Source organism: Microbacterium sp. NC79 (assembly GCF_019061125.1).
Taxonomy (GTDB): domain Bacteria; phylum Actinomycetota; class Actinomycetes; order Actinomycetales; family Microbacteriaceae; genus Microbacterium.
In genome coordinates this window covers 2,180,608-2,207,092 of the sequence record NZ_JAHQYI010000001.1, presented here as the reverse complement: position 1 = coordinate 2,207,092, position 26,485 = coordinate 2,180,608, and the positions used below count along the sequence as shown (strand labels likewise).

The window sequence follows — 26,485 nt, the reverse complement described above, 5'->3', positions numbered from 1 at the left end:
GTGTTTTTAGGTGCGTTAGTCTTGTTCGTCGGTGAGGTACTTGGAGTACGCAACCGTGGTGAGGAAGGTCGGGAAGTCATCACCCGTCGCGACCTCGCGGAACACATCCGCTGCGTCCTCGAAGCGGTCATCTGCCGTGCGGGGCACGTCGGCAAGCGTCTGCTGGATCAGCTGCTCGATGTATTCGCGCGTAATCGTGGTTCCGTCTTCCGTCGTGCGGTCCTGGTGAATCCACTGCCACACCTGCGAGCGGGAGATCTCTGCGGTCGCGGCGTCTTCCATCAGGTTGTCGATGGCGACGGCGCCGAGGCCGCGCAACCATGCTTCGATGTAGCGGATCGCCACCGAGACGTTGTCGTGCACGCCCTGCGCTGTGATCGGGCGGCCGATGTGCACGTCGAGCAGGTCGGCAGCCTTCACCTTCACATCGTCGCGCTGACGGTCGATCTGGTTGGGGCGGTCGCCGAGTACAGCGTCGAACTCTGCGCGAGCGGTGGCGATGAGGTCGGGGTGTGCAACCCAGGTGCCGTCGAAGCCGTCGCCAGCCTCGCGCTTCTTATCTGCCGATACCTTCTCCATGGCGCGCCGCGTGACGTCAGCGTCGCGACGGTTCGGGATGAAGGCGCTCATGCCGCCGATGGCGTGTGCGCCACGCTTGTGGCACGTCTTTACCAGCAGTTCGGTGTACGCACGCATGAACGGAACCGTCATCGTCACTTCGCTACGGTCAGGCATCACGAACCGTGCGCCGCGGCCGCGGTAGTTCTTGATGATCGAGAAGATATAGTCCCAGCGGCCGGCGTTGAGGCCCGCGCAGTGGTCCCGCAGCTCGAAAAGAATCTCTTCCATCTCAAACGCCGCAGGCAGCGTCTCGATCAGTACTGTCGCACGGATGGTTCCGTGGGTGATGCCGAGGTATTCCTCGCTGAAGCTGAAGATGTCGTCCCACAGGCGAGCCTCTTCGCTCGACTCAATCTTGGGCAGGTAGAAGTAGGGGCCACGGCCCGCATCAATGAGTGCCTGAGCATTGTGGAAGAAGTACAGGCCGAAGTCGACGAGCGATGCGCTGGTCGCCATCTGGCGGCCGAGGCGGTCGGTGAAGCGGATGTGCTTTTCGACGAGGTGCCAGCCACGCGGACGCATCACGATCGTGGGCGTCTCGCTCGCGGTGACCTCGTAGCGCTTGCCTTCTGGGCTCGTGTAGGCAAGTTCGCCGCGGATCGCGTCACGCAGCGACAGCTGACCCTCGATGACGTTCTTCCAGGTCGGGCTGGTGGCGTCCTCTTGATCAGCCAGCCACACCTTGGCACCTGAGTTGAGCGCATTGATCGTCATCTTGGGGTCAGTGGGGCCGGTGATCTCAACGCGGCGGTCTTCGAGGCCAGGGCCAGCGCCAGCAACGCGCCAGCGGGAGTCCGCACGGATGTGCGCGGTGTCCTTACGGAACTTCGGGTCGCGGCCGTTGCCGATCTCGAAGCGGCGACGCATGCGGTCGGCGAGGCGGTCGTGGCGGCGGCCAGCAAAACGGTGGTGGAGCTCCGCGACGAAGCGGATGGCCTCAGGGGTGAGGATCTCGTCGTAACGATCGCGGATGGGGCCGGCGATTTCTACGTCGGGGCCGGCCGTGGGGATCGGTCCGGTTGCCGGACGGGTTGTCGCGTCGTCGAGGATTGCGGTGCTCATGATGTGTCTCCTCATGTGGGTGGAAGCGGGGAGCCGCTGTGGTCTGGTTCCACTCTGAGAGAAGATCAACCACTTGGAAGGCCAATTTGCTAGAGAAGTTTCTCAAAATTTCTGTTCTTGTGACAGAATGGCCGGCATGACACTCGCAGATGAGTCGGAAGAGCTGGATGCCCTCACATTGGGGCGTCGCATTCGCCAGGTGCGCACGGCCGCAGGCATCACCCTCGAGCAGCTGGCAGGCGCCGTTGACCGCGCGCCCAGCCAGATCTCCATGATTGAGAACGGCAAGCGGGAGCCCAAGCTCACCCTGCTTCGCGCCATTGCCAAGGCGCTCGGCGTGACTATGGAGTCGCTCTGGGAAGCGGAGACGCTTGATGAGCGCGCGACGATGGAGATCGCGCTGGAGCGCGCGATGGCAGGGCAAACGTTTCAGGCACTCGGAATTGACGCGTTCCGCATCTCGAAGACCGTGCCCACCGATGTTTTGCGTGCAATGCTCGCGCTGCATGGCGAGATCGATCGGCTTCGCGATGAGCGTGCAGCAACGCCCGAGGAGGCGCGGCGCGCGAACGTCGAATTGCGGCACCTGATGCGCGGACAAGACAACTACTTCGCTGAACTCGAAACCCAAGCTCGCGAACTTCTCGCAGCCGTCGGTCACCCTGGTGGCCCGCTGACGCAACGCACGGCCGCAGACATCGCCGGCCACCTGGGCTTCACCCTGCACTATGTGGGCGATCTGCCGCAATCGACCCGTTCTATCGCTGACCTCAAAAATGGGCGTCTGTACTTGTCACGCTCGCTCACGGCGAAGGGCGACCCGCGCACCGCGCTGTTGCAGGCGCTGTCGTCGCGCATCCTCGGGCACGCTGAACCCACCAGCTACGCCGACTTTCTTCGTCAGCGCGTCGAGACCAACTACCTCACGGGGGCCATCCTGATTCCGGAAGATCACGCCGCCGAGTTCTTGCTTGATGCCAAGCAGCGCCGCGCGATCTCTATTGAAGATCTTCGCGACACCTACTCGGTGTCATACGAGACTGCTGCGCACCGCTTCACGAACCTTGCGACGCGCCACCTCGACATTCCGGTGCACTTCTTGAAGGTCCACGAATCCGGGACCATCACCAAGGCGTACGAAAACGACGACGTGAACTTCCCGACGGATCGCTTTGGTTCCATCGAGGGGCAAATGTGTTGCCGCAAGTGGACCAGCCGTGAGGTCTTCGAGGTGGATGACAAGTTCAACCCGTATTACCAGTACACCGACACTGGTAATGGCACCTATTGGTGCACCGCACGCGTTGAGCAATCGAGCGAAGGCACCCACTCCGTCAGCGTGGGCGTGCGCTTCGACGACACGAAATGGTTCCTGGGCCGCGACACCACCAACCGCGGACTATCGCGACACGGCGTTGAAGTGTGCTGCCGCCGCGCGCCAGCCGAGCTGGAAAACGAATGGCGCGAGAACTCGTGGCCGAACGTGCGCACGCCGCGCACACTGCTTGCAACGCTCCCGACCGGAGCATTCCCCGGCGTCGACACAACCGACGTCTACGAGTTCTTGGCTGCCCACGCGCCCCAGTAGCCCCGGGATAGCCCGCCCTCATTTTCCGCGAAACACATTTTGGTCGGCGAAACGAAGCGCTGCCGCATGTTTTTCGCCGACCAAAATGTGTTTCGCATTGTCCGGCTGGTGGAGTTAGCCGAGGAGGCGCACGCGGGCGATGGCTGCCTCGGCGATGTCGACGATGTCGCCGTCGTGGAGCTGCCTTCCCCGACGGGTCTCGACTTCTCCGTTCACGAACACCAGGCCATCGGCGAGAACCGACTTTGCGTCGCCGCCGGTGTCGACGAGGCTGGCGTACTTCAAGAACTGGCCGAGGCGAATCATGTCGCCTTCGACCTCAACCTCAGGAATCTCAGAGCTCACCCGTCCACCCTACTCGCCCTGTCTGGTTCCGACTCTGTCTCAGTGAGTGAGAAGGACTCTATTTTGATCTTGCTTAGTCAATCTTGACTATGTTACTTTCGCTGTGCCATCAATGATGAACGGCCGAGAAGGGACCACCATGGCTACTTCCTTTTCAGGAATGACTCGACGTCGAGTCGCCACCCTGACGAGCGTGTTCGCCGCTAGCTTGCTGCTGGCTGCTTGCGCAGGAACCCCCGCTGACACTGAGAAGCCCGATGCAGGATCGTCTAGCGATTTCTGCGAGCGGAACCAAGCTGCCGGCAAGATCACCTACATTTCCGGATACGGGTACTCCGCGAGCGCGGCTCAGCTGGAGGTCTTCCTCGCTGAGGAGCTTGGCTACTTCGATGACCTTTGCCTCGATGTTGAGATCAACGCGTCCGGCGCGAACGGACAGCAGCTTGTTGCCTCGGGTCAGGCGCAGTTCACTGCGCTCGGATCAGCATCTGATGTGATGCTTGCCGCAGCAAACAGCAAGAACCTGACGGCGGTGGCGACCTACGGTACGACGCCTCCGTTCTCCATCTTCGGCAACGAGAAGCTCAACAGTCTGAAAGACCTCGAGGGTAACTCGCTGGGATACTTCATTAACCTCACGCCCATCGCTTCCGCGATGCTCGACGAGGCGGGCGTTGACACCTCCAAGGTGGAAATGGTGAAGATGACCAACTACGACCCGACCGTCGTGGTTCGGGACCAGGTCAGCGCCATCGTTGGTTACGCGTCGAACCAGCCGCAAGCGCTCAAGGCCGCGGGCGAGCCCTTTGTTGAGTTCTTGCCATCGGAGTTTGACGTCAAGGGTACGTACAACGTCATGGAAGTGAACTCGCAGTTCCTTGCCGAAAACCGTGAGGTGGCTGCCGACTTCATGCGCGCCACCCTGAAGGCGCTCGACTTTTGCCTCACCGAAGACGACAAGTGCATTGACATGATCGCTGAACTGGCCGAAAAGAACGGCCAGGGCGCGGCATTCCCGCGCGACCAGCTCGCACGCACGTGGGCTGTGGAGTCGGAGTGGATCCGCACTTCTGAGGGCGGTAACCCTGGCGTACAGACCATCGAGATGTGGGAGCCGGAATACGAGCTCGTCAAGAAGTACGGTGGTGTGAAGAGCCTGCCTGCGATCGCAGACATGATGGACACCGACCTGGTCGCTGACCTCTACGACGGAGACACTCTCTCGTGGCCGAGCAAGTAACCATTGCCCACTCGGGTGTCGAGGTCCGTGGCGTCAGCAAAGCTTTTGGTAAGCCGGGCTCGCGCGTCACGGTCCTCGACAACATCAACCTGACCATCGCTGCCGGAGAGTTCGTCTCCGTCATCGGTCCGTCTGGTTGTGGCAAGTCGACGCTGCTGAAGGTGGTGGCAGGACTCGTCGAGCAAGACGAGGGCACCGTCACGGTCGGCGGTAAGTCCGTCAAGGAAGCTTCGCGCGACAAACTGATCGGCCTGGTTCCGCAGTCTCCCGCGCTCCTGCCGTGGAAATCCGTGATCGACAACGTCAAGGTTCCGCTCAAGGTCAACCGCAAGGGCAACGCAGGCAGGCAGCTACGCGACCCCGCTGAACTCCTGCAGTCATTCGGTCTTGGGCAGGCGATGCATAAGTACCCTGGCCAGCTCAGCGGCGGCATGCAGCAACGTGCCGCGATCGCGCGTGGTTTCGTGTTTGACCCGACCATCATGCTGATGGATGAACCGTTTTCTGCGCTCGACGAGATCAACCGTGATCAGCAGCGCATCGCACTCCTGGATTTCTGGCAGTCAAACCAGAAGTCCGTGATGTTTGTTACCCACTCGGTTCCGGAAGCGATTGTGCTTTCCGATCGCATCGTCGTGATGGCCGCCCACCCCGGCCGCATCGCTGAAATCATCGACGTCAACCTGCCCCGCCCCCGTACGGCTGAGTCGTATGCGACCGACGAGTTCCGCGAGCTCGAAGGCATCGTTCGTCGTTCGCTGCACACGCAGATGGAGAAGGCATATGCCTGAAATCGGAACCGCGACCGCAACGCTGGCAGCGCAGGACCGCGGTACACAGCCCAGGCCAATCCCATCGTGGCTGAAATGGACCAACTGGGTCCCGACGCTGATCACTTTTCTCATCGCGGGTGCGCTGTGGCAGATCGTCGCGTGGACCAACCCGTACGTCATTCCGTCGCTCGAAGCCATCGCCACAACACTCGTAGAAGACGCGGGCATGTACTGGCAGAACTTCCTGGTGACGCTACTCGAGGTCGTCGTCGGTGCCAGTGGCGGCATCATCGCTGGCTTCCTGGTCGCGGTCATCATGGCCGAGTTTCACATCATTGAACGCGCCGTCATGCCGCTCGTGATCATCGTTATGGTGACCCCCATTGTGGCAATCGCGCCTGCGCTGGTCGTGGCATTCGGGTTCGGCATGATCCCGAAGTTCATCGTCACCGGGCTCGTGGTGTTCTTCCCGATGCTGGTCAACTCCCTCGCGGGCCTCCGCGACGTTGACCCGCGGGCGCTTGACGTTTTCCAGACGCTGCACGCCAGCCGATGGGAGATTTTCCGCGACCTGCGTCTGCCCGGCTGCATGCCGTTCGTCTTCGCGGGCCTGCGCATTGCTCTGCCCCTCGCCGTCGTCGGTGCGGCTGTTGCTGAGTTCGTTGCGGCAGGCCAGCAGGCCGGTCTCGGCTCGCTCGTCACGACCTCTGCTGCCCAAGCAAACCTGCCCGTCACGTGGGGTGCGATCACGCTCCTGTGTGTCATGGGAGTCGCTCTGATCGCCGTGCTCGCCCTGATGCGCAAGCGCGTGCTGTGGTGGGCCGAAGGCGACATCGTCGCCAAGGGCTAAAAGATCCAGCGGGCCGTCAACCGACGGCCGCCTGAAGGTAAGGAAATATCCATGGTCAAGCAGCTTCGTCTCGGACTGTTTGAGAACGCGCAGGCCAATGACTCGGGAACGTCAACGTGGCGTCACCCCGACAACCAGCGCCACCTCTTTGATCGTCTGGACTACTGGGCTCAGACAGCCAAGCTGGCTGAAGATGCCGGGTTCGACTTCCTCTTCCTCGCTGACGCGTGGGGTTGGGCAGAAGTCAACGGCACGCGCCCCGATATCGCGACGACCGAGGGGCTCGACCTCCCGCGTCTCGACCCGGCAATTGTGCTTGCGGCACTCATTCCGCAGACGACCCGCCTCGGTCTCGTCGCCACTGGTTCCGTTCTTCTGGAACCGCCGTACTCCTTCGCACGCCGTATGGCGACGCTCGACATTCTGTCTGGCGGTCGTATCGGCTGGAACATCGTGACGACCGGAACCGCAGACACCGCAGTGCAGGCATTTGGCGTCGACATGGTTGGTCACGATGAGCGGTACGTCATGGCCGACGAGTTTATGCAGGTCGTCTACAAGCTGTGGGAAGAAGCGTGGGAGCGCGATGCCCTGGTGCGCGACAAGGCCGGCATCTTTGCTGACGCCAGCAAGGTGCACCGCATCGCGCACGAGGGCACGTACTTCCGTTCGCACGGCTACGGCAATACGCAGCGCTCGCCGCAGGGCACTCCGGTGCTTTTCCAGGCTGGTGCGTCGCCAGCTGGCCGCGAGTTTGGTGGCAAGCACGGCGAGGCCATCTTTGTGGGTTCCGGAACCGCGGAGCAGCTGCTGGGGCACTCATCAGCAATTCGTGCGGAGGCTGTGAAGAACGGCCGCCGTGCTGATGAGGTCAAGGTGATGTCGGCGATGGCTGCCATCGTTGGTTCCACCGAGGCTGAGGCCAAGGCGAAGTACGCGTCGGTTGCCGATGCGCAAGACCCGGCGCTGACCGTGGCATCGTATGCCTGGTTCACCGGTCTTGACCTTTCCAGCTTTGACCGCGATACCCCGATGAAGGAACTGCACACGGAACTGTCGCAGACGCAGGTCGCGCGCTTTGCTGACAAGACGGTCGGTAATGTGCTTGATGACTGGCATGCGCACGGTGTGGGCGCGCGCCCGATCGTTGGCACGCCGGAGCAGGTGGCAGACACCATGATTGAGCTCGCCGATGGTGGTGACCTCGATGGCTTCCTGTTTGCCCCGACGATTCCGCCGGCGTCGACGGCAGATTTCGTCGAGCACGTGTTGCCGATTCTGCGTGAACGCGGTCGCATCGCGCCGGTCAATGACGCGGCGACGACGTTGCGTCAGCGTCTGCTTGGCACCTCCAACGCGGATCTTGCAGACTCGCACCCCGGCTCGGCTTACCGACGTAGCTAAGCCGTAACACGATGGCCCGGACGACATCGTCCGGGCCATCGTTGTTTTCGTCTGTCGCTACTCCCCGGCGAAGTGATACTCGCCAGTCTTAAGCCGCTCAAGCAGGGCTGTAATCCACTGCTTTTCGGCTACCAGGCGAGAAGTCGAGAGATCGAAGATCTCTCGCACATATTTCGGCGTCGTGGGGGAGGCAAGCGTGTCTTGCACGTGGAAGCCGTTCGTGAGAACGAGCGCATCAATTTTCGCTAGCCGGTTTTCGAGGCCCGCAGTCACCTCTTGGCGAGACAGCACAAACATGAACGACGCGATCGTCATGATGCCCTGGGTATCGAAAGGTGCCACGTTCCAAAGATTTTCGCGCAGCATGCGTTGGAGCTCGACTTCACCTGCCGCGGAGATTTGATACGTCGTGCGGGCCGGACGCTTGCCTTCCGTCTCCGTCGCGCACTCCTCGATGTAGCCATCGACTTCCAGCGCGCGCAATGCGTTGTAGATCGACCCGGGCTGAATGTGCGCCCACTCGTCGATGTGCCATGTCATCAACTCGCGGCGGAGGAAGTATCCGTGCACGGGCTGAAACTGTTTGACCGCGCCGAGCACAATGAGCCGAGTCGTTGACATGCGTCCATCGTATAGGTGCACTTTGCCTAATTCGAGGTTGTCATCAACGGACGAAGTTCGTAGACTTCAAACTAGTCAATGTTGACTATATGAACGGACATGCTCATGACTACTGCTATTTCTGAAAACGCATCACGCAGCCACGACCTGCGCAGGGCCTTCTCGGTATATCCGACCGGTGTGATGGCGCTGGCCGGCATCGCGAATGGCCGACCCGTGGGTATGGCAGTCAACTCGTTCACATCAATCTCGCTCGATCCGGCTCTCGTCGCCGTCAGCGCGGCCAAAACCTCGCGTACCTGGCCAGTGCTTTCTGCCCTTCCCGAGTTGGGTATGAGTGTTCTGGCAAACTCGCAGGAGCCGTTGAGTCGTCTGCTTTCTTCGCGCGACGCTGAAGATCGCTTCGCGCACCATGTCTGGAACACGTCAGACGGTGGTGCCGTGCTTCTCGAGGGAGCCGCGCTCTGGCTGACTTGCCGCCCGTACAACACCGTTGACGCGGGTGACCACGTCATCGGGCTCTACGAAATCCTCGATGTCACGGTGTTTGAAGACGTCGAGCCGCTGCTGTTTCATCAGAGCCGCTACCGCGCCATTCGCTCCGACGATGACCGCGCTTGACACCCTGATGCGCGTACGCGGCCTTGTAGTCCCCGGCGACGGGCGCGGCCGGGTGCTCGGATTTCCTACGGCCAACCTGCAGCTCGAGCGCCACGAGGTTCCGCCCGATGGCGTGTATGTTGCCGTTGCTCGTGTCGAGGGTACTGACGGTGAGTTTGACGCAACCGTCTCAGTCGGCACAAACCCGACGTTCGGCGGCGAACGGGCCCCGCGCGTTGAGGTGTACCTGCACGATGTGACGATCGATCTGTACGGACACGTGATGGCCGTTGAGTTTCTGGATCTGCTTCGCACGACGGTCGCGTTTGCGAGCGTGGATGAGTTGATCGCGCAGACCGAACGTGACGTTGAGGTGTCGCGCGGTGTGCATGCGACCCGGCGCGGGCACTAGCCTGGCTGGGACGAAGGAGATTTGATGTCGCGTGACGTTGTTGTCGTAGGCAGTGCCAACCTGGATCTCGTGGTGGGTGTTGCCAGACCGCCGCAGGTGGGGGAGACCCTTCTCGGCGACGCGCTCGGCAGGCACGCTGGCGGCAAAGGACTGAACCAGGCCATCGCCGCCGCCCGCGCGGGGGCCCCGACGCGTTTTTCCGCCATGGTTGGTGCGGATGACGCCGGAACCTTCCTGCAAGAGGCACTGCAGTCTGCGGGAGTGAGCGGAACCATGCTGACGACGCCAGAAGCGCCGACGGGTGTCGCGCACATCTTCTCGTATCCCGACGGTGACAACTCCATCGTGGTGGCGGCCGGTGCGAACTCGCACCTCACGGGCGAGCACGTTGAAGCCGCGGTCGCTGGCGCCGCCGTCGTGCTCGCGCAACTGGAGGTTCCGCTCGAGACGGTGGCCGCTGCGCTCGCGGCAGCCAACGAAGCGGACGCCTTCTCAATTGTGAACGCAGCTCCCGCCAACACTGACGCGCTCACCGTGCTGGCGCTCGCTGACGCCGTCATCGTGAACGAAACCGAATGCGAAGAGTTTGGCGGCGTGGATGCGTTGCAGCACCTCGGTGTTGAGATGGTCGTTGTGACCCGCGGTGGCGATGGCGTGGACGGCTACCTTGTCGGCGCGGAGCCAATCCACATCGACGCTTTCCCCATCGTTCCGGTCGACACCACGGGTGCTGGCGACGCGTTCTGTGGTGCTTTCGCTACGGCCATCGCCGCCGGTGCCGATTTTGAGACGGCGCTGCGCCGTGGTTCCGCTGCCGGCGCGATTGTCGCACAGTATCCGGGCGCGAACACCCCGGAGTTGACCCCCGACGCGATCGACGCCCTCGCCGCTCGGTGATCGGGACGGCTTAGGCCGGGGAGGCTTGGAAGGCTGCCCAAAGCTCGGCGCGTGCGGGAAAAGTATCAAGGCGCAGACCGAGGGCGCGTTCGGCAGCCTTCACACGGGCGCGCACCGTGTGCCGGTGAACGCCGAGCGCGGTAGCCGTTGACTCGGCGGAACCATTGCACTCGAGATACGTGCGGAGCGTGTGCATCAGGTCGCTGCCGTCTCGCTCATCAACCGCGGCGAGCGGCGCGAGCACACGCTGGGCGACGAGGCGTGACTCTTCGCTGAGGGTGCCAAGCACGCCAGCCGAATGGGTGTCGGCGAACGCGGTCACCCCTGATGAGCCGCGATCACGCGCGAGGCGCGCCTGAGCGAGGGCTTCGGCAAACGTATCGTAGTCGGTGGCGTCGGAGTGACCGATATGCAGGTCAAAGCGTGCGGCAAACGCTGCCAGCCGCTCACGCGCGGTCGCCGGAATAATCACCACGAGATCGCCTTCATGGCGGCCGAAAAACACTGATCCGCGAGACTCTGCTCCTCGCAGCTCCAGCCACTCGGTCACCGCATCGAGGCGTTGCGGTGCTTTTGCGACGGCAACCATGACGGGCGCTGGAGGCAACGCATCACCGGAAGAACGAACCACCCGCCGCACGAACGAGGTGTGATTCGCGTGCAGGGCATCGATGAGGCCCGCCCGCAGCGCCGCCCGTGACCTGCCGAGCGACTGGTGCTGTTCCAACGCCAGCCCGGCCATCGCGATAACCGAGGTCACGACGCTCCGTCCCTCCTGGTCCAGCTCCGTGGAGGCAATCGCGATAACGCCACGTAAGTGACCGCCGCGCCCCAGCGTCTGCAGGGTGAACGGCTGACCGGCAATTGATAGGGCAGAGCCGGCGCGGGCGCCACGGCTAAGCACCGCCGTGACTTCATCGTCCAGCGCCGCACGCATGGTGTCGGTGAGCGCACCAGCGGGCGATTCGCGCGTCATGGTTCCGGCGGCGTCAAAGAGGGCGACCCACGCACCGAGCTGCTTGGCAAGCTCCGCCACCGTGGCACCCAGTCCATCCGGACGCAGAGCGGCTAACGAGATCGCGCGCTGCGCATCGAGTGCCCAAGACCGGCGGGCGTATGCCTGTGCCGCCACCGCCTCGGCGTTCGCGCGCGCGATGGCGATAAAGGGTGTGCGATACGGAACCTCGAAGAGGGGGAGTGCGGCGCGGGCGCAGGCAGCGGCGAGCGCGGGCGGCACGCCATCGCGAACGACTTCGGTGCCGAAGCCGAGCGCCGCAACGCCCCGCGACGTGATGCGCTGCACATAACTTTCCGCCTCCTGGGCGGTTCCGGTGGCGAACTGGGTGCCGGTTGTGAGCAGCAGTAGATCGTCAGTAAGGAAGGGGGTGGGGTCGGCGAGATCGGTGGTGTGCACCCACCGCAACGTGCGATCCAGGGCGCCGTCAGCAAGATCGCTCTCCCGGCTGATGAGGCGCAACCCCAGCGCTGAGCGATCAAGCAGGGCGCGCAGGGTGGGAGTGATTTCCAACGAAGCCGACGCCATAGCTATCCGATCTGTATAAACAATTACCAAGAATATACAGGGCGGATAGTGCGGGCCTGAGTCCTCACGACCTACAGTCGCGGTATGAGCACCATCGATGCAACCGTCCAGACCCCCCTCGGCGGACCGACCCTCCCGCAGGAGCGCCGCGTCGTCACCGCAATTCCCGGCCCGCGTTCGCAAGACCTGCTGAACCGTAAAGCCGCAGCCGTTCCCGCTGGCGTCGGCCACACCGTTCCGATCGCCGCTGTCGCTGCCGGTGGTGGCGTGATCCTTGATGCTGACGGCAACTCATTTGTTGACCTGGGCGCCGGTATCGCGGTGACCTCGGTCGGTAACGCGCACCCCAAGGTTGTCGCCGCCGTGCAGGCTCAGGTCGCGCAGTTCACCCACACGTGCTTCATGATCGCTCCCTACGAGGGTTACGTTGCCGTCGCAGAGAAGCTCAACGAGCTCACCCCTGGCGACCACGAAAAGCGCACCGCGCTGTTTAACTCCGGCGCTGAAGCCGTGGAGAACGCGATCAAGATCGCTCGCAAGTTCACCGGCCGCCCCGCTGTCGTCGCCTTCGACCACGGCTACCACGGCCGCACCAACCTCACGATGGCGCTGACCGCGAAGGCCATGCCGTACAAGAGCGGCTTCGGTCCGTTCGCCCCTGAGGTCTACCGCGCACCGGCGTCGTACCCGTTCCGTGACGGACTCACCGGCCCGGAAGCCGCTGCTAAGACGATCTCCATGATCGAAAAGCAGATCGGTGCCGAAAACACGGCAGCCGTCATCATCGAGCCCATTCAGGGTGAGGGCGGCTTTATCGTTCCGGCTGACGGCTACCTCCAGGCCGTCGTCGACTGGTGCCACGACAAGGGCATCGTCTTCATCGCTGACGAAGTGCAGACCGGTTTTGCCCGCACTGGCGCCTGGTTCGCCTCCGAAATCTTCGGCATCGTTCCTGACCTCATCACGACGGCCAAGGGCATCGCGGGCGGCCTTCCGTTGGCTGGCGTCACCGGACGCGCTGACATCATGGACGCCTCGCACGGTGGAGGCCTTGGCGGAACCTACGGCGGAAACCCGATCGCATGCGCCGCGGCGCTCGCGACGATCGAAGCGTACGAAGAAGACAACATGGCGGCCCGCGCTCGCGACATCGGCGACGTCATCAAGGCACGCTTCGCGTCGCTCGCCGAGAGCGACAAGCGCATCGGTGACATTCGTGGCCACGGCGCCATGATCGGCATCGAATTTGTTGACGAGAACGGCGCCCCGAACGCAGCCCTTACCGGCGCGATCGCAAAGCAGGCCATGAATGACGGCGTCATCGTTCTCACCTGCGGCACCTACGGAAACGTCATTCGTTTCCTGCCGCCGCTGTCGATTGACGACACCCTGCTGAACGACGGACTCGACGTCGTCGCTGCGGCTCTGGCCGCCAACTAAACCACCGAGGATCCGTCAACTCGTGGGGAGGGGGCGGATCCTCGGCATAACGTAACCGGCGACACAGGTCTCCGGCGACTGCAAAGGAGCATATCTATGACCGATATCACTCGCGACGTCGTCATTATCGGGGCGGGGCCCGCGGGCACGACCGCCGCCAACCAACTCAAAAAGGCTGGACTGTCGGTTGCGGTGCTGGAAGCACGCGACCGGGTTGGTGGTCGAACCTGGACCGATGTTATCGATGGCGCCATGCTGGAAATCGGTGGCCAGTGGGTATCGCCCGACCAGGAAGCCCTGATCGAAACGATCGAGGAGTTGGGTCTGGAGACCTACTCGCGCTACCGCGAGGGTGAATCGGTCTACATCGGCACCGATGGGGTAGCCCGCCGCTACACGGGAGACATCTTCCCGGTGGCTGACGGTACCAAGCAGGCGATGCTCGCCCTGATCGACCAGCTCGATGTGCTCGTCGCCGAGGTCAACCCGGATGAACCGTGGGCGCACCCTAAGGCTGAGGAGTACGACGAGGTCACATTCGCCGACTGGCTCGCGCAGCAGACCGACGACGTCGAAGCGCAAGACAACATCGCCCTGTTCATCGCGGGCGCCATGCTCACGAAGCCCGCCAAGGCATTCTCGCTCCTGCAGGCGTTGCTCATGGCGGCAAGCGCAGGCAGCTTCTCAAACCTCGTCGACGAAGACTTCATTCTCGACAAGCGCGTCGTCGGCGGCCTGCAACAAGTGTCGATCCACCTCGCCGAGCGTCTCGGCGACGACGTCTTCCTGAACGCTCCCGTTCGCACGCTGGAGTGGGGTGACGACGGTGTCGTCGCGCACGCAGACGGTGACGTCACGGTGCGAGCCCGCTTCGCGATTCTTGCGCACGCACCCGTGCTCTATGACCGCATCTCGTTTGTTCCGCCGCTCCCGCGCCGCCAACACCAAATGCACCAGCACCTGTCGATGGGCTTTGTGATCAAGGTGCACGCCGTGTACGACCGCCCGTTCTGGCGTGAGCAGGGTCTGTCTGGCACCGCGTTTGGCCCGTACGAGCTCTCGCACGAGGCCTACGACAACACCAACCACGACGACCCGCGCGGAACCCTCGTCGGCTTCGTGAGCGACAAGAACGCCGACGGCGTTTTCGAGCTCTCCGCTGAGGAGCGCAAGGCTCGCATTCTCGAATCGCTCTCGCACTACTACGGCGCTGAAGCGAAGAACCCGGTCGTGTACTACGAATCAGACTGGGGAAGCGAGGAGTGGACCCGTGGCGCGTACGCCGCGAGCTTCGACTTCGGTGGCCTGCACCGCTACGGAAAAGACGTCCGCACCGCGGTCGGCCCGATCCACTTCGCGTGCTCTGACATCGCAGGTGCTGGCTACCAGCACGTTGACGGTGCCATCCGGATGGGCCGCCTGGTCGCTGACCAGCTCATCGAAAAGGCGCGGTCATGACCCGCCCGATCGTCGTCGGATACACGGCGACCCCGGCAGGTGCCGACGCGATTGCGGTCGCCTCACGCCTGGCTGCGGCCCTCGGAGCGAGCCTCGAGCTCGTCATGGTGACCCCGATCACGGCACGCAGCGGCGTGGTTCCGCCGCTCGACGGCTACACGGATCACGTGCGCGAGCAGTCGCGCGAATGGTTGCGTGAGGCCACGACACTCGTTCCTGAAGGCATCGCGAGCAAGGGCCACGTGCGCCCCGCCGAGTCGTTTGCCGAGGGGCTTGTCAACGCGGCCGCTGAATTTGGTGCCAGCCACATTGTGATTGGCGCTGCGAACAGCGGAACCTTCGGTCGCCACCGTCTCGGATCGGTCGCCAACGACCTGCTGCACTCCAGCGATGTCTCGGTTGTGCTCGCTCCCGCCGGATACGCCGGCGTCACGACGCCGATCACCCGCTTCACTGCGGCGCTCGGTGAGCGTGTCGGCGCCGACGCTCTGCTCGAAGAAGCTGTCGACCTGGCGAAGGCAACGGGTGCCGAGTTGCGCCTGCTGTCGCTCGTCGCGATTGACATGCCGGCAAGCCTCGACACGCAGGCACTGCACCTGGCCGGTACGTCGCACGCTGACGAAATTCTGGCACATACGACCAAGGCGCTTCCGAGCGACGTGAAAACCGAAGCGATCGTTGCCAGCGGCAGCAGCGTCGAAGACGCGGTCGCCCGTTTGGACTGGAGCGACGGCGAATTCGTCATCGTTGGTTCCAGCCGTCTCGCCCAGCCTCGCCGGCTGTTTTTGGGTTCCACCGCCAGCAAGATGCTGCGCGTGTTGCCCGTTCCTATGATCGTGGTTCCTCGAACCCGTAACGAAGGCAACTGACATGACTGACATCCACAATGAGGTGGATCCGGTTACCACCGGGATTTCCCAAAAAGGCTTGAGCACCGGAACCGTCGGCTTGATTGGTGCCGTCGTCGTCGGTATCTCCTGCATCGCGCCGGCCTACACCTTCACGGCTGGCGTTGGCGGCGCGGCCACATCGGTCGGCACGCAGATTCCGGCCATCCTGCTCGTCGGATTCATTCCGATGCTGCTGGTGGCTTTCGGCTACCGCGAACTGAACCGCGTGATGCCAGACTCCGGAACCTCGTTTACGTGGGCGGCACGCGCGTTCGGCCCGTGGGTGGGTTGGATGGCGGGATGGGGGCTCATCGCAGCCACCATTTTGGTGCTCTCGAACCTCGCAGGCATCGCCGTTGACTTCCTCTTTCTGCTGATCGCGCAGATTACCGGCAACAGCGCAATCGCCGACCTGACGCTTAACCCGTTCATCAACGTCGCGGTGTGCTTGGTCTTCGTTGCGGTCGCGGCGTGGATCTCGTACCGCGACATGCAGACGTCGCAAAAGCTGCAGTACTGGCTCGTGGGCTTCCAGTTGCTCGTGCTCGTCGCGTTCTCGATCGTGGCGATTGTGCGTGCCTCGCAGGGCGATGCGTACGACGCGACGCCGTTCGACTGGAACTGGTTCAACCCGTTCGCCGTTCCCGACATGATGATGGTTGTCGCGGGTCTGTCGGTCTCGATCTTCATGTTCTGGGGCTGGGACGTCACACTCACGATGAATGAAGAGACAAAAGACCCGGAGCGCACGCCAGGACGTGCCGCCGCGCTCACGATCGTGTCGATCATCATGGTGTACCTGCTGCTCACGATCGGCATGACGATGTTCGCCGGAATGGGGGAGGAAGGCCTGGGGCTGAAGAACGAAGACATCAGTGGCAACGTCTTCTTCTACCTCTCCGGTGAGATCTTCGGCCCGCTCGCTTTCTTGGTCTCCCTCGCCGTGCTGACCTCATCGGCGTCCTCGCTGCAGTCGACCATGGTGGGCCCGGCGCGTACGCTATTGGCTATGGGTCACTACGGCGCGCTTCCCAAGAAGTACGCACAGGTGACGCCCCGGTTCTTCACCCCGGGCTACGCGACGATTGCTTCAGCGGTCGCTGCCGGTGGCTTCTATGCCGTCATGCGTTTCGTCAGCGAAGACGCCCTATGGGACACGATCGCCGCCCTCGGCATCATGATCTGCTTCTACTACGGCGTGACCGCGTTCGCCTGCGTTTGGTACTTCCGTCACCAGTGGTTTGACTCGGTACGCAACACTTTCTTCACCTTCCTGTTCCCGTTGATCGGCGGCATTATGCTCCTGGGCTTGTTCGGCCTGTCGATGGGCGAAGCCTGGCGCGGAGAGCTAGGCAGCGATGCCACGCTGTTCGGTATGAGCCTCGTGTTCGTCTTGGGAATGGGCGTGATCTTGCTGGGCGTGGTCATCATGATCATCCAGTACTTCCGTGCCCCGGATTTCTTCCGTGGCAAGACTCTGGGCGTGTATGCACCGCCCAGCGAACGCGCACGCGTTCGACGCTAACCCCCAATCCGAACAGGAGAAACAATGAGCGACCGCGAAACTCAGTTGCTGGCAGGCGTGCAGTCTGGTCTGTACATCAACGGAGCGTGGGTGCAGTCAGAGTCGAACGCGACCTTTGACGTGCACGACCCGGCGACGAACAACGTCATCGCCTCGATCGCAGACGCAACACCCGCTGATGGCATTCGCGCCCTCGACGCGGCTGTTGCCGCACAGGATGCGTGGGCGGCAACAGCTCCCCGCACCCGTAGCGACATTCTGCGCCGCGCGTTCGACCTCGTGCAGGAGCGTAAGGAAGACCTCGCGCTGCTGATGACGCTCGAAATGGGCAAGCCGCTGTCTGAAGCCCGCGGCGAGGTCAACTACGGTGGCGAGTTTCTCCGCTGGTTCAGCGAAGAGGCCGTGCGTATTCAGGGCCGATACGGAACCAACCCGGAGGGTACGGGACACATGGTCGTCTCGCAGCGCCCGGTTGGGCCCTGCTTCTTCGTGACGCCGTGGAACTTCCCGTTCGCGATGGCAACGCGCAAGATCGCTCCGGCGCTCGCGGCGGGTTGCACCGTCGTCATCAAGCCGCCGGCCCTGACGCCGCTCACCACGATCTTCTTCACGCAGCTGCTGGAAGAAGCCGGTGTTCCTGCCGGTGTCGTCAACGTTGTGCAGACGTCGCGTTCGTCGGCGCTGTCGGCTCCGATCATCGCCGACCCGCGCCTGCGCAAGCTCTCCTTCACCGGCTCGACCGAGGTGGGTCGCAAGCTCATTGCACAGGCCGCCGAGGGCGTGCTGCGCGTCTCGATGGAACTCGGCGGCAACGCCCCGTTCGTGGTCTTCGAAGACGCTGACCTGGACAAGGCTGTCACCGGAGCGATGGCCGCGAAGTTCCGCAACATCGGCCAGGCCTGCACCGCAGCCAACCGCTTCATCGTGCATTCCTCGGTCAAGGACGAGTTCGCTCGCCGCGTGACCGAACAGGTCAACGCGATGAAGATCGGTCGCGGCACAGAAGACGGCGTCGAGATCGGCCCGCTGATCGATAACGACGCGGTCGCCAAGGCAGATGAGCTGGTGCAGGACGCGGTTTCACGGGGCGCGACCCTCGCCACCGGCGGCAAGGTTGTTGCAGGCGACGGCTCGTTCTACGAGCCCACCGTCCTCACCGACGTCGCCGATGGTTCCGCGATTCTCCGTGAGGAGATCTTCGGGCCGGTGCTGGCCATTGCCACGTTCGAAACCGAAGAAGAAGCGGTGCGCCTCGCAAACAACACCGAGTACGGCCTGGTGTCGTATGTCTTCACCGAAGACCTGGCTCGCGGTCACCGCATGATCGAGGCGCTTGAGACCGGCATGATGGGCCTCAATGTGGGCGTTGTATCCAACGCAGCGGCTCCGTTTGGTGGCGTTAAGCAGTCCGGCATCGGCCGTGAGGGCGGCGCCGAGGGCATCCACGAATACCTATCGACGAAGTACACGCTGATCCCCATCAGCTGATCTGAAAGGACCAGAGATGAGTGACTACACCGTCATCAACCCGGCAACCGGCGAAACTCTTGCCAGCTACCCGGTAGCGACCGACGCCGAAGTCGAGCACGCCATCGCCACTGCCCACGCCGCCTACACCGGCTGGGCCCGCACCTCGACCGCAGCCGAACGAGGCGCACTCCTGCGTCGCGTTGCAGAACTGCACCGTGAGCGCCGTGAGGAGCTCGCTGACATCATCGTGCGCGAAATGGGCAAGACCCGCGAGGGTGCGCTCGGTGAGGTCGACTTTGCCGCCGACATCATCGAATACAACGCAGACAACGCGGAGAAATTCACGGCAGATACGCCGATCGACATTCTGGGGGAGGGCACGGCCGTCATTCGCCGTGCCCCGCTCGGGGTGCTCCTCGGCATCATGCCGTGGAACTTCCCGTACTACCAGGTTGCTCGCTTTGCCGCCCCGAATATCGTGAACGGCAACACGATCATCTTGAAGCACGCTCCGCAGTGCCCCGAGTCGGCCGCCGCAATCGAGAAGATCTTCCTCGACGCGGGCTTTCCTGAGGGTACGTACGTCAACGTGTACGCCACGAACGACCAGGCGGCGACGATCATCGCCGACCCGCGTGTTCAGGGTGTCTCGCTGACCGGTTCGGAGCGTGCGGGCGCTGCCGTTGCCGAGATCGCTGGTCGTCACCTCAAGAAGGTGGCGCTGGAACTCGGTGGCTCCGACCCGTTCATCGTGCTCTCCACCGACGACCTTGACGGCGTCGCGCAGATGGCAACCGATGCACGTCTGGACAACACCGGCCAGTCGTGCAACGGCGCGAAGCGCTTCATCGTTGTTGCCGACCTGTACGAGGAGTTCCTCGAGAAGTTCGCCGCGAAGATGGCTGAGGCCACCGTCGGCGACCCGCTCGAAGACGACACCGTGCTCGGCCCGCTGTCGTCGCTGGCTGCGGCCGAGCGTCTGCAGGAGCAGATCGACACGGCTGTCGCGCAGGGTGCACGCGTGGTGACCGGTGGCAAGCGTGACGGCGCGTTCTTCGAGCCGACCGTTCTCACCGACGTCACGAGCGACATGAACGTGTACGGCGAAGAGCTCTTCGGCCCGGCCGGCGTCGTGTACCGCGTCGCCGACGAAAACGAGGCCGTCGCGCTCGCAAACGACACCACGTTCGGCCTCGGCTCGTACGTGTTCACGACCGACCCCGAGCAGGCCGACCGCGTCGCAAACAACCTCGAAGCCGGCATGGTCTACGTCAACATCGTGCTGGCTGACTCGCCTGAGCTACCGTTCGGCGGCGTGAAGCGCTCCGGCACGGCCCGCGAAATGGGCTCGCTCGCGGCGGAAGAGTTCGTCAACAAGAAGCTCATCCGCGTCGCATGACGCGCTGACGCGAGCTTTAAGCGGGGCGGAACCATATGGTTCCGCCCCGCTTCTTTGTTGCGTGGCCCCGCGGTTCCGCCTCTACTGGTAGTGACGATTGTTCAAGAGTGCACAATTCGGGAACTATCCGACCCCAGTCCAGATGACGACGACGATAAACGGGCGCAGAAGATCGCAGTGGCCAGTGCCTGCTCGATCATCTACTAAGCATCTGCTCGGCGGGTGGGGTTCGCCAGGTGAGTGCTGCTCCAATGATCGTGACGACGACAGCGACGTCGTAGCTTGCCAGGGTGTAGGTCCACACCGCGGTCTCGCCAGCAAACTGTGTATCGCTGAGGATGTGGCTCATGATGAGCGCCGGTCCGAGCACCAACAGCACTCGTCCCAGGCGCACGAGCCGGCGGTGCGTCCGTTCGTTATGTGGAACCGTCGATGTCGTTACAGACGGGGACAGCGAGATGTCAGCAAGAGGCCGGAGGTGCCGCAATGAATCCGTGGGTCTCCCGTCTGGGTGTAGGCGGGGGGTCATTGGAACATCGCCCCGATAGCGAGGTAGCTCGCGATCGCCACGATTATGAGGGCGATGGTCGCGGCGGTGATGAAGATCACCAGGGTGCTAAGAGGATTCTTTCGCTGTTTCATGATGCCTCGATCCGAAGAGTGCAGCGTTGCCTACCGTGCGGGGCTGAGGACGGTGGTCTCATCTGCGATGATGTCCACGATGCCTCGATCGTCGACGAGAACGATTCGTTCATCGCCGATCGCGGCGAAGGCCTGAACAGCACCGTCGACGGCCTCGAGGCGTTGCCAGGTCTGGTCGGCGTCTTGTTCCCACAGAGCGCCGTCCGTGCCGACGCCGACGAGGACGCCGTCCGGGCGGGCGTCGAGCATGTATAACAGTGGCGCGCCCTCGACGGGGACGAATGTCATACCGTGGTCGTCGCTGCGCAGGAGTCCTTCTTCGGCTGCGGCGTAGATGCCGTTGTCCGTGGCGACGAGATCTGCCGCTCCGATCGATGCTCCTGCTGTCCATTCGTGGCCGCCGTCGGTGCTGATGAGGAGCTCGATGTCGCTGGACGCGATTCCGTAGAGGGTGCCGTCGGGGCCGGCGGTGAGGACGTGGAAATCGGTGCTGCCGTTGAGCGCGACGGGTGACCAGGTCTGGCCGTAGTCGTCACTTTGGATGATGCCGAGGTTGGGGGCGCCGAGTTCTGCGGCGGTTTTGGGGCCGGGGTGCCCGGAAGCGAACAAGGTGTCTTCGGCGATGGTGAATCCCATCGCGTCGAAGTCGTGGCCGCCAATGGGGCCGGAGACCTCCCCGTCCGGGGTGACGGCGTAGATGCCGTTGTGGGTGGCGACGAGCAGGTCAGTGCCGCGGGGGTCTTCGGCGATGCCGTGGACATGTTCGATACGGGGTGTGGCAGCGTCGGGTTCGGTGGTTGGGGTGTTGGCGCATCCGGTAATAACGAGAGCGAGTGCGGTGAGCGTGGTCAGGGGCAGGAGGCGGTTCATTGGTGCTCCGAGAGAAGTAAGTAGAGGGCCCTACGAGACGGCAGATCACGGGTCGTAGGGTGCGCGGCAGAGGGGGTTCGCGTCGAGACCTGCTGTGTGAGGTTACGACGGGGCCGGGCGGGTCGTGTCGAGTGTCGGCCCGCCCGGGGTGTGTCAGAGCTCGTTGAGGAGGTCCTGCATGGTGGAGATCTCGGCGGTCTGGTCGTCGATCACCTGCTGGGCAAGGTCAAGGACGTCCTGGTTTTGACCGTCTTCGAGAGCAGTGCGCGCCATATCCACGGCGCCGTCGTGGTGCACGATCATCTGCTCGAGGAAGATGCGGCTCGCTTGCGTCGCGTCTGCCTCTTCCAGCGTTGCCATGTCTTCTTCGGACATCATCCCGTCGCCGGAGTCGTCCATTGAACCGTGGTCCATGCCACCCATGTCGTCGGGTTCGTACTCGACGCCCCAGTCGTCCAGCCACCCGAGCATCCGCTCCATTTCCGGGCCTTGGGCATCCTTGATCTGCTGAGCGAGCTCCGCGACGGCCGGGTCGAGTCCATCCTTCGCCAAAACGATGTCGGCCATCTCGATGGCCTGCTGGTGATGCGGGATCATCATCGTCACGAACATCTCATCGGCGTCGTTTGCCGTGACGGTCGATGAGGTGTCCGACGGTGCAGTGTTCTCGCCTGTCGGCGCGGATGCGTCAGAGCAGCCGGTGAGAACGAGAGCGAGGCTGAACACGCCAGCGCCGAGGGCAAGGGGAAGCTTCTTCATGAGTAAATCCTTCGAATGAGTAGATATGAGGGGTCGTGGACACAGCGCCGCGCAGAGGGCGACGCCGGGGTGTCGGCAAGATGCCGACGATGACCGATCAGGTTCGACTAATCGAAAGGAATATGAGTGAGGGTGTGCGCGGCAGGATGCTCACAGCCCGCAACCGCAAAGACGACGCCAGCGCCCGCAGGGGCGGGCCGAGATGCTCCAGAAGCATCGGGCGAACCAGCAGAAGAAGAGCTGCAAGCAATGCGAGGACGCACGCGGTGACCATGTCCGAATGGCTTTGCCCGGTTCCCATCAGACAGGTGTCATCACACGCGATAGCGCCGCTGATGTCAGAGGTGGCCGCCATCGGGGTGGAGTGCTCGGGGGCTGTTGACGCTGTCGCGGAATGGTGGGCGTCGTGGCCTGCCACGTCGGCGCTGAAGGTGTGCATGCCAAGCAGCCCCACGATGATCATGAGTGCGGCACCGGCGATCAGCAACAGGGCACGCAACGATAGCTGCTGACGCGCGATGCGTAGCGTGATCTGCATATGCTCGGCCCTCCGTTCCTTCTCCCACGCTAACACCACCAACTTCACGAACACCCTGGGGAGATGCCCACCGCCGACGGTTGAGTGATGGGTCTGACACAATGAGCGGATCTCACTCACCAAACCGTCACGCGATGATGGTGAAGCCTGTTCCGCTCACTCTACAGGAATACCCCCGAGGGGTATACGGTTGTGCGTGTCAGAGTCGAGCCGCAAGCCTGAAAGAGGAAAACAATATGTCCGATTCCCCCGCTGGATCCTGCTGCAGCCACAACAGCCACGTGGCGGTCGCGGCCGATGGGCGCAAGGATCTGCTCGCCCCACCCGCGGACGAGCTCGCTGAATGCCCGGTGATGGTCGGCAGCACCGTCGTCAAAGCAGACGCAGAAGCCGCGGGCCTGTTCCGTGACTACGAGGGCGCCCGCTACTACTTCTGCTGCGCAGCATGCGGCCCCCGCTTCGACGCGGACCCCGCCAAGTACGTTGCCGCCGCCTGAACACGCACCACCCCCGCGGTACTCGCTACCAAACACCCCTGTTTAGCGTCACTATTTCGAGGAGGATCGATCCATGAGTAACTCGCACCACGACGGCGTTGAACACACCGACGGACATCACGAGTCCCACACACCCGCGGAGCACGAGTCCCATCATGAGATGGCGCATCATGCCCATACGGATGTGGCCGATGCCGCGACATCGGGCTCCTCGCACCATACACATCCCGACACGATGTCTCACGGTGCGCACGGCACCGATGGAGGGCACGACACTCACGGGGCCCACGAGGGGCACGGTGGTCATGCGGGGCACGGCGACCATGTCGGGCAGTTCCGCCGGTTGTTCTGGATCATGCTCGTCCTGGCGGTCCCGACCGTTGCGCTGTCGGGCATGTTCTCGATGATCCTCGGCTATTCTCTCCCGGACATCTCCGGGATCATGTGGGTGTCTCCGGTGCTGGGAACGGTGATGTATGTCTGGGGCGGGAAACCGTTCCTCGTCGGCGCCGTCAGCGAGATCCGCTCCCGAAAGCCCGGGATGATGCTCCTCATCGGCCTCGCAATCACGGTCGCATTCCTCGCATCGTGGGGTGCGACCCTAGGGATGTTGCATCACGAGCTCGACTTCTGGTGGGAGCTGGCGCTCCTCATCGTCATCATGCTGCTCGGTCACTGGATCGAGATGCGCTCCCTCGCCCAGACCACCTCCGCCCTCGACTCTCTGGCCGCTCTCCTCCCGGATGAGGCGGAACGGGTCGAGAATGGCGAGGTCGTTGTCGTCTCACCCGCCGACCTTGTCGTCGGCGATGTTGTCGTCGTTCGGCCCGGAGGCAGCGTCCCCGCGGATGGGCGCATTGTCGATGGACGCGCGTCGATGGACGAGTCCATGGTCACCGGTGAATCTCGCACGGTCACCCGCGGCAGCGGTGATCCGGTCACAGCGGGCACTGTCGCCACCGATTCGGGATTGCGTGTTGAGATCACTGCGATCGGTGATGACACCACCCTCGCCGGCATCCAACGCCTGGTGACCGAAGCGCAGAGCTCCTCGTCCCGCGCCCAGCGACTCGCCGACACCGCCGCCGGATGGCTGTTCTGGTTCGCACTCGGATCTGCGGCCATCACCGCGCTCGTATGGACCCTGGTGGGATTCCCGGATGCCGCCGTCATCCGCACGATCACCGTCTTGGTGATCGCTTGCCCCCACGCGCTCGGTCTGGCCATCCCGCTAGTCGTGTCGATCGCGACCGAGCGGGCCGCGCGCGGTGGCGTCCTCGTCAAGGACCGGCTGGCGTTGGAGAGCATGCGCACTGTCGACACTGTGTTGTTCGACAAGACCGGAACTCTCACGAAAGGCGAGCCTGTCGTCTCCGAAGTATCGATCACCGACGGGGGCGACGCGGATCAGGTGCTTGCGCTGGCGGCCGCCGCGGAAGTCGACAGTGAGCATCCCCTGGCGAAGGCGATTGTCCGTGCCGCTGCCGAGAAGAAGCTCACGGTGCCCGGAAGTCGCGACTTCACCTCATCTCCCGCGGTTGGCGTCACTGCAACCGTCGACGGGTCGACCATCCGCGTCGGTGGACCGCACCTTCTCACGGAGGAAGGCGCAGACGAACTCCCCATTGCCGACGCCTGGCGCACGGACGGCGCCATCATCCTCCACGTCATTCAAGACGGGCGTGTGATTGGTGCGTTGAAGCTCGCCGATGAGGTGCGTTCGGAGTCGCGCGAAGCGGTCGATGCGCTCCACGTCCTCGGCGTGCAAGTGGTCATGATCACCGGAGACGCAGAGGCCGTCGCACATGCCGTCGCTCAAGATCTCGGCATCGACCGGGTCTTCGCCGGGGTCCGTCCAGAAGACAAGGCCGCGAAGGTCCAGGAGCTTCAGCGAGAAGGTCGGAAAGTCGCGATGGTCGGCGACGGTGTTAATGACGCTCCCGCACTCGCCCAAGCCGACGTCGGGCTCGCAATCGGCGCGGGCACGGATGTCGCGATCGCCTCGGCCGGCGTCATCCTCGCCAGCGACGACCCCCGCTCCGTGCTCTCGGTAATCGAACTGTCCCGCGCCGCGTACCGAAAGATGAAACAGAACCTCTGGTGGGCTGCGGGCTATAACCTCATCTCCGTCCCCCTCGCAGCCGGTGCCCTCGCCCCTATCGGGTTCGTGCTGCCGATGTCGGTCGGCGCCGTCCTCATGTCGCTGTCCACGATCGTCGTCGCGCTCAACGCGCAGCTGTTGCGGCGCCTGGACCTTCGTCCTGAGACCACGACTCGCGCCATCCTCGACCGATGACCATGACGAATCAGGAGAAGACGATGACCGACGTCATTAAACCTGCAGCTTCGTGTGACCACGGCGAGCACGGCTACATCACCGACAAAGCCCGCTACCTCGCCCGACTCAAACGCATCGAAGGCCAAGCACGTGGCGTGCACCGCATGGTCGAAGACGAGCAATACTGCATCGATGTCCTCACCCAGATCTCCGCACTCACCAGCGCCCTGCAAGGCGTCGCCATCGGACTCCTCGAAGACCACCTCCGCCACTGCGTCGCAGACGCCGTCCGCGCAGGCGGGGACACTGCCGAAGAGAAAATACGAGAGGCATCTCAAGCCATCGGCCGCCTCGTCCGGTGAGGTGAGAGCCGCGGAATCACGCGGAGGTTGTGATCGACGCTCTGACTGCCTGTTTCACGAAAGGTCACAACGTCTGCGGCGTTCATACATGCGCGCGTCCGCAGTGCCAAACGCCGCCTCGTTGAGCTGCGACCTATTCACAGCCGCCCCGAGTCGGGAAACATCGTGATTGGCGCAGGCTGACTGTCATGCATCTTCCTCTCCGCGCACAAGGCACGACGCTTACCGAAGAGCAGGCGAAAATGCTCGATGACGAGTTCTTCCGCTCGAACCCGCCGGGATGCCAGACGCTGACGCATCGAGGCGCAACTGTGGGTCGCGATCTCGCTGCCGAGCCGCATCGTTGAATCGCGTGTTCAGCAGATATCGGGTGCTGTGTCGCTTGGCGGTGGAGCACTGAT

At 63.2% G+C, this 26,485-nt stretch carries 26 protein-coding genes; 18 read left to right on the top strand and 8 right to left on the bottom strand.

Going from position 1 to position 26,485, the window contains the following annotated elements:
- Positions 1 to 15 precede the first annotated feature (15 nt).
- Positions 16 to 1,683 (bottom strand): malate synthase A, encoded by a 1,668-nt coding sequence (gene aceB / locus KTJ77_RS10095; protein WP_217338242.1) that lies wholly within the window; start codon positions 1,681 to 1,683, stop codon positions 16 to 18.
- Between the two features lie 136 nt (positions 1,684 to 1,819).
- On the opposite strand from aceB, the gene KTJ77_RS10090 reads away from it, so the two are divergent.
- The gene (locus tag KTJ77_RS10090) at positions 1,820 to 3,271 is read left to right on the top strand and encodes a helix-turn-helix domain-containing protein (protein ID WP_217338241.1); all 1,452 of its coding nucleotides are present in this window, start codon (positions 1,820 to 1,822) and stop codon (positions 3,269 to 3,271) included.
- Positions 3,272 to 3,385: 114 nt separating this feature from the next.
- Here the strand turns inward: KTJ77_RS10090 and KTJ77_RS10085 are convergent, their stop codons facing one another.
- The gene (locus KTJ77_RS10085) at positions 3,386 to 3,616 is read right to left on the bottom strand and encodes an RNA-binding S4 domain-containing protein (RefSeq protein ID WP_217338240.1); all 231 of its coding nucleotides are present in this window, start codon (positions 3,614 to 3,616) and stop codon (positions 3,386 to 3,388) included.
- 139 nt (positions 3,617 to 3,755) lie between these two features.
- Between KTJ77_RS10085 and KTJ77_RS10080 the strand changes: the two genes are divergently transcribed.
- The 4 genes from KTJ77_RS10080 to KTJ77_RS10065 are packed head-to-tail and all read left to right on the top strand — an operon-like array spanning position 3,756 to position 7,883.
- A complete protein-coding gene (locus KTJ77_RS10080; RefSeq protein WP_254367422.1) occupies positions 3,756 to 4,856 on the top strand; it encodes an ABC transporter substrate-binding protein in 1,101 nt (366 codons plus the stop codon).
- Complete coding sequence (locus tag KTJ77_RS10075; protein WP_217338238.1) at positions 4,841 to 5,647, top strand: ABC transporter ATP-binding protein; 807 nt, start codon at positions 4,841 to 4,843, stop codon at positions 5,645 to 5,647. Before KTJ77_RS10080 ends, KTJ77_RS10075 begins: the two co-directional genes overlap by 16 nt.
- The gene (locus KTJ77_RS10070; protein ID WP_217338237.1) at positions 5,640 to 6,479 is read left to right on the top strand and encodes an ABC transporter permease; all 840 of its coding nucleotides are present in this window, start codon (positions 5,640 to 5,642) and stop codon (positions 6,477 to 6,479) included. The genes KTJ77_RS10075 and KTJ77_RS10070 overlap by 8 nt, the downstream gene beginning before the upstream one ends.
- A 51-nt stretch (positions 6,480 to 6,530) precedes the next feature.
- Positions 6,531 to 7,883 (top strand): NtaA/DmoA family FMN-dependent monooxygenase, encoded by a 1,353-nt coding sequence (locus KTJ77_RS10065; RefSeq protein WP_217338236.1) that lies wholly within the window; start codon positions 6,531 to 6,533, stop codon positions 7,881 to 7,883.
- A 57-nt stretch (positions 7,884 to 7,940) separates the two neighbouring features.
- On the opposite strand, the gene KTJ77_RS10060 is transcribed toward KTJ77_RS10065, so the two are convergent.
- On the bottom strand, positions 7,941 to 8,504 hold the full coding sequence (locus tag KTJ77_RS10060) for a PadR family transcriptional regulator (RefSeq protein WP_217338235.1): 564 nt from the start codon (positions 8,502 to 8,504) through the stop codon (positions 7,941 to 7,943).
- Between the two features lie 105 nt (positions 8,505 to 8,609).
- Here KTJ77_RS10060 and KTJ77_RS10055 point away from each other — a divergent pair, with 105 nt between their 5' ends.
- From KTJ77_RS10055 to KTJ77_RS10045, 3 genes are read left to right on the top strand one after another with little or no spacing between them, the layout of a single operon-like run.
- Positions 8,610 to 9,125 carry a flavin reductase family protein gene (locus KTJ77_RS10055; protein WP_217338234.1) on the top strand — a complete coding sequence of 172 codons (516 nt, stop codon included), beginning with the start codon at positions 8,610 to 8,612 and terminating at the stop codon, positions 9,123 to 9,125.
- On the top strand, positions 9,112 to 9,516 hold the full coding sequence (locus KTJ77_RS10050; protein WP_254367421.1) for a riboflavin kinase: 405 nt from the start codon (positions 9,112 to 9,114) through the stop codon (positions 9,514 to 9,516). Before KTJ77_RS10055 ends, KTJ77_RS10050 begins: the two co-directional genes overlap by 14 nt.
- 24 nt (positions 9,517 to 9,540) lie before the next feature.
- Positions 9,541 to 10,413 carry a PfkB family carbohydrate kinase gene (locus KTJ77_RS10045; RefSeq protein WP_217338233.1) on the top strand — a complete coding sequence of 291 codons (873 nt, stop codon included), beginning with the start codon at positions 9,541 to 9,543 and terminating at the stop codon, positions 10,411 to 10,413.
- A 10-nt stretch (positions 10,414 to 10,423) separates the two neighbouring features.
- Here KTJ77_RS10045 and KTJ77_RS10040 read toward each other — a convergent pair whose 3' ends face one another.
- Positions 10,424 to 11,956: a PucR family transcriptional regulator gene (locus KTJ77_RS10040; RefSeq protein WP_217338232.1), complete on the bottom strand. Its 1,533-nt coding sequence runs from the start codon at positions 11,954 to 11,956 to the stop codon at positions 10,424 to 10,426.
- A gap of 84 nt (positions 11,957 to 12,040) precedes the next feature.
- On the opposite strand from KTJ77_RS10040, the gene gabT reads away from it, so the two are divergent.
- The 6 genes from gabT (at position 12,041) to KTJ77_RS10010 (ending at position 20,138) form a co-directional block, all read left to right on the top strand.
- Complete coding sequence (gabT, locus tag KTJ77_RS10035; protein WP_217338231.1) at positions 12,041 to 13,396, top strand: 4-aminobutyrate--2-oxoglutarate transaminase; 1,356 nt, start codon at positions 12,041 to 12,043, stop codon at positions 13,394 to 13,396.
- Between the two features lie 96 nt (positions 13,397 to 13,492).
- Positions 13,493 to 14,854, top strand: coding sequence for an NAD(P)/FAD-dependent oxidoreductase (locus KTJ77_RS10030; RefSeq protein ID WP_217338230.1), 1,362 nt, complete (start codon positions 13,493 to 13,495; stop codon positions 14,852 to 14,854).
- Positions 14,851 to 15,723 carry a universal stress protein gene (locus tag KTJ77_RS10025; protein ID WP_217338229.1) on the top strand — a complete coding sequence of 291 codons (873 nt, stop codon included), beginning with the start codon at positions 14,851 to 14,853 and terminating at the stop codon, positions 15,721 to 15,723. The genes KTJ77_RS10030 and KTJ77_RS10025 overlap by 4 nt, the downstream gene beginning before the upstream one ends.
- A 1-nt stretch (position 15,724) precedes the next feature.
- Complete coding sequence (locus KTJ77_RS10020; RefSeq protein ID WP_217338228.1) at positions 15,725 to 17,269, top strand: APC family permease; 1,545 nt, start codon at positions 15,725 to 15,727, stop codon at positions 17,267 to 17,269.
- Between the two features lie 24 nt (positions 17,270 to 17,293).
- The gene (locus tag KTJ77_RS10015) at positions 17,294 to 18,757 is read left to right on the top strand and encodes an NAD-dependent succinate-semialdehyde dehydrogenase (RefSeq protein WP_217338227.1); all 1,464 of its coding nucleotides are present in this window, start codon (positions 17,294 to 17,296) and stop codon (positions 18,755 to 18,757) included.
- A gap of 16 nt (positions 18,758 to 18,773) precedes the next feature.
- Entirely contained in the window at positions 18,774 to 20,138 is a 1,365-nt protein-coding gene (locus tag KTJ77_RS10010; protein WP_217338226.1) for an NAD-dependent succinate-semialdehyde dehydrogenase, read from the top strand.
- 196 nt (positions 20,139 to 20,334) lie between these two features.
- Here KTJ77_RS10010 and KTJ77_RS10005 read toward each other — a convergent pair whose 3' ends face one another.
- The 4 genes from KTJ77_RS10005 to KTJ77_RS09990 form a co-directional block, all read right to left on the bottom strand.
- Positions 20,335 to 20,532, bottom strand: coding sequence for a hypothetical protein (locus tag KTJ77_RS10005; protein ID WP_217338225.1), 198 nt, complete (start codon positions 20,530 to 20,532; stop codon positions 20,335 to 20,337).
- A 278-nt stretch (positions 20,533 to 20,810) separates the two neighbouring features.
- Positions 20,811 to 21,650 (bottom strand): F510_1955 family glycosylhydrolase, encoded by an 840-nt coding sequence (locus KTJ77_RS10000; protein ID WP_217338224.1) that lies wholly within the window; start codon positions 21,648 to 21,650, stop codon positions 20,811 to 20,813.
- A 153-nt stretch (positions 21,651 to 21,803) separates the two neighbouring features.
- Complete coding sequence (locus KTJ77_RS09995) at positions 21,804 to 22,409, bottom strand: DUF305 domain-containing protein (protein ID WP_017884931.1); 606 nt, start codon at positions 22,407 to 22,409, stop codon at positions 21,804 to 21,806.
- A 97-nt stretch (positions 22,410 to 22,506) separates the two neighbouring features.
- Entirely contained in the window at positions 22,507 to 22,947 is a 441-nt protein-coding gene (locus tag KTJ77_RS09990; protein ID WP_206348532.1) for a DUF6153 family protein, read from the bottom strand.
- 236 nt (positions 22,948 to 23,183) lie between these two features.
- Between KTJ77_RS09990 and KTJ77_RS09985 the strand changes: the two genes are divergently transcribed.
- The 4 genes from KTJ77_RS09985 to KTJ77_RS09970 all read left to right on the top strand — a co-directional run bounded on the left by KTJ77_RS09985 (position 23,184) and on the right by KTJ77_RS09970 (position 26,431).
- On the top strand, positions 23,184 to 23,444 hold the full coding sequence (locus KTJ77_RS09985; protein WP_217338223.1) for a YHS domain-containing protein: 261 nt from the start codon (positions 23,184 to 23,186) through the stop codon (positions 23,442 to 23,444).
- A 235-nt stretch (positions 23,445 to 23,679) separates the two neighbouring features.
- Positions 23,680 to 25,740, top strand: coding sequence for a heavy metal translocating P-type ATPase (locus tag KTJ77_RS09980; protein ID WP_152424332.1), 2,061 nt, complete (start codon positions 23,680 to 23,682; stop codon positions 25,738 to 25,740).
- 23 nt (positions 25,741 to 25,763) lie between these two features.
- Positions 25,764 to 26,084 carry a metal-sensitive transcriptional regulator gene (locus KTJ77_RS09975; RefSeq protein WP_217338445.1) on the top strand — a complete coding sequence of 107 codons (321 nt, stop codon included), beginning with the start codon at positions 25,764 to 25,766 and terminating at the stop codon, positions 26,082 to 26,084.
- Between the two features lie 188 nt (positions 26,085 to 26,272).
- Positions 26,273 to 26,431, top strand: coding sequence for a hypothetical protein (locus tag KTJ77_RS09970; RefSeq protein WP_217338222.1), 159 nt, complete (start codon positions 26,273 to 26,275; stop codon positions 26,429 to 26,431).
- The last annotated feature ends 54 nt before the right edge of the window (positions 26,432 to 26,485 follow it).

Excerpts from the sequence above, each read along its gene's own strand:
- aceB (WP_217338242.1), bottom strand. The coding sequence starts at position 1,683 with ATGAGCACCGCAATCCTCGACGACGCGACAACCCGTCCGGCAACCGGA.
- KTJ77_RS10090 (WP_217338241.1), top strand. The coding sequence starts at position 1,820 with ATGACACTCGCAGATGAGTCGGAAGAGCTGGATGCCCTCACATTGGGG.
- KTJ77_RS10080 (WP_254367422.1), top strand. The coding sequence starts at position 3,756 with ATGGCTACTTCCTTTTCAGGAATGACTCGACGTCGAGTCGCCACCCTG.
- KTJ77_RS10070 (WP_217338237.1), top strand. The coding sequence starts at position 5,640 with ATGCCTGAAATCGGAACCGCGACCGCAACGCTGGCAGCGCAGGACCGC.
- KTJ77_RS10065 (WP_217338236.1), top strand. The coding sequence starts at position 6,531 with ATGGTCAAGCAGCTTCGTCTCGGACTGTTTGAGAACGCGCAGGCCAAT.
- KTJ77_RS10060 (WP_217338235.1), bottom strand. The coding sequence starts at position 8,504 with ATGTCAACGACTCGGCTCATTGTGCTCGGCGCGGTCAAACAGTTTCAG.
- KTJ77_RS10055 (WP_217338234.1), top strand. The coding sequence starts at position 8,610 with ATGACTACTGCTATTTCTGAAAACGCATCACGCAGCCACGACCTGCGC.
- KTJ77_RS10050 (WP_254367421.1), top strand. The coding sequence starts at position 9,112 with ATGACCGCGCTTGACACCCTGATGCGCGTACGCGGCCTTGTAGTCCCC.
- KTJ77_RS10045 (WP_217338233.1), top strand. The coding sequence starts at position 9,541 with ATGTCGCGTGACGTTGTTGTCGTAGGCAGTGCCAACCTGGATCTCGTG.
- KTJ77_RS10040 (WP_217338232.1), bottom strand. The coding sequence starts at position 11,956 with ATGGCGTCGGCTTCGTTGGAAATCACTCCCACCCTGCGCGCCCTGCTT.
- gabT (WP_217338231.1), top strand. The coding sequence starts at position 12,041 with ATGAGCACCATCGATGCAACCGTCCAGACCCCCCTCGGCGGACCGACC.
- KTJ77_RS10030 (WP_217338230.1), top strand. The coding sequence starts at position 13,493 with ATGACCGATATCACTCGCGACGTCGTCATTATCGGGGCGGGGCCCGCG.
- KTJ77_RS10025 (WP_217338229.1), top strand. The coding sequence starts at position 14,851 with ATGACCCGCCCGATCGTCGTCGGATACACGGCGACCCCGGCAGGTGCC.
- KTJ77_RS10020 (WP_217338228.1), top strand. The coding sequence starts at position 15,725 with ATGACTGACATCCACAATGAGGTGGATCCGGTTACCACCGGGATTTCC.
- KTJ77_RS10015 (WP_217338227.1), top strand. The coding sequence starts at position 17,294 with ATGAGCGACCGCGAAACTCAGTTGCTGGCAGGCGTGCAGTCTGGTCTG.
- KTJ77_RS10010 (WP_217338226.1), top strand. The coding sequence starts at position 18,774 with ATGAGTGACTACACCGTCATCAACCCGGCAACCGGCGAAACTCTTGCC.
- KTJ77_RS10000 (WP_217338224.1), bottom strand. The coding sequence starts at position 21,650 with ATGAACCGCCTCCTGCCCCTGACCACGCTCACCGCACTCGCTCTCGTT.
- KTJ77_RS09995 (WP_017884931.1), bottom strand. The coding sequence starts at position 22,409 with ATGAAGAAGCTTCCCCTTGCCCTCGGCGCTGGCGTGTTCAGCCTCGCT.
- KTJ77_RS09990 (WP_206348532.1), bottom strand. The coding sequence starts at position 22,947 with ATGCAGATCACGCTACGCATCGCGCGTCAGCAGCTATCGTTGCGTGCC.
- KTJ77_RS09985 (WP_217338223.1), top strand. The coding sequence starts at position 23,184 with ATGTCCGATTCCCCCGCTGGATCCTGCTGCAGCCACAACAGCCACGTG.
- KTJ77_RS09980 (WP_152424332.1), top strand. The coding sequence starts at position 23,680 with ATGTCTCACGGTGCGCACGGCACCGATGGAGGGCACGACACTCACGGG.
- KTJ77_RS09975 (WP_217338445.1), top strand. The coding sequence starts at position 25,764 with ATGACCGACGTCATTAAACCTGCAGCTTCGTGTGACCACGGCGAGCAC.
- KTJ77_RS09970 (WP_217338222.1), top strand. The coding sequence starts at position 26,273 with ATGCATCTTCCTCTCCGCGCACAAGGCACGACGCTTACCGAAGAGCAG.